The sequence below is a fragment of the Streptomyces colwelliae genome, assembly GCF_048158785.1.
Classification (GTDB): domain Bacteria; phylum Actinomycetota; class Actinomycetes; order Streptomycetales; family Streptomycetaceae; genus Streptomyces.
This window is the reverse complement of sequence record NZ_JBLTJC010001055.1, coordinates 1-391: the sequence shown is the minus strand read 5'-3', so window position 1 is coordinate 391 and position 391 is coordinate 1. Positions and strand designations below refer to the sequence as shown.

Sequence of the window (391 nt, the reverse complement as noted above, 5' to 3'; positions counted from 1 at the left end):
CGGGCGGTTCGTTTAAGGGGCGCGGGGAACTGCGCGCTCAGCCCCCACCCACCCGCAGTCGAAAGCCGCGCCCAGTTTTCAGGGGCGCGAGGAACTGCGCGACCAGCCCCCACTCACCCGCACTCGCCGACGAACCCGCAACCCACCCCTACATCCGGCTCAACGACGCCGTGGCGAACAGCACATCCCTGATCGCCTCCCGGTCACCGAGCTGCCCCGCAGCAGCCTCCTCCGGAGACACATGCCCCGCGGCCAGGTGGCAGAACTCGACGCCGTCCAGGGCGATATGGGCAACCTCACGCTCGGCGGACCCCACCGCCCCGGGTGAGTCGAGGGCGATCAGCCACTCACCGCCACCATGCCCCTCGATCTCCAGCCGAAGGCTACGACC

Annotated in this window: 1 pseudogene; it reads right to left on the bottom strand. The window is 70.1% G+C overall.

The features are described 5' to 3' along the window. Nucleotides 1-148: 148 nt before the first annotated feature. Nucleotides 149-391, bottom strand: a pseudogene (locus ACNFOC_RS55795) (MDMPI N domain containing protein); the annotation flags it as partial.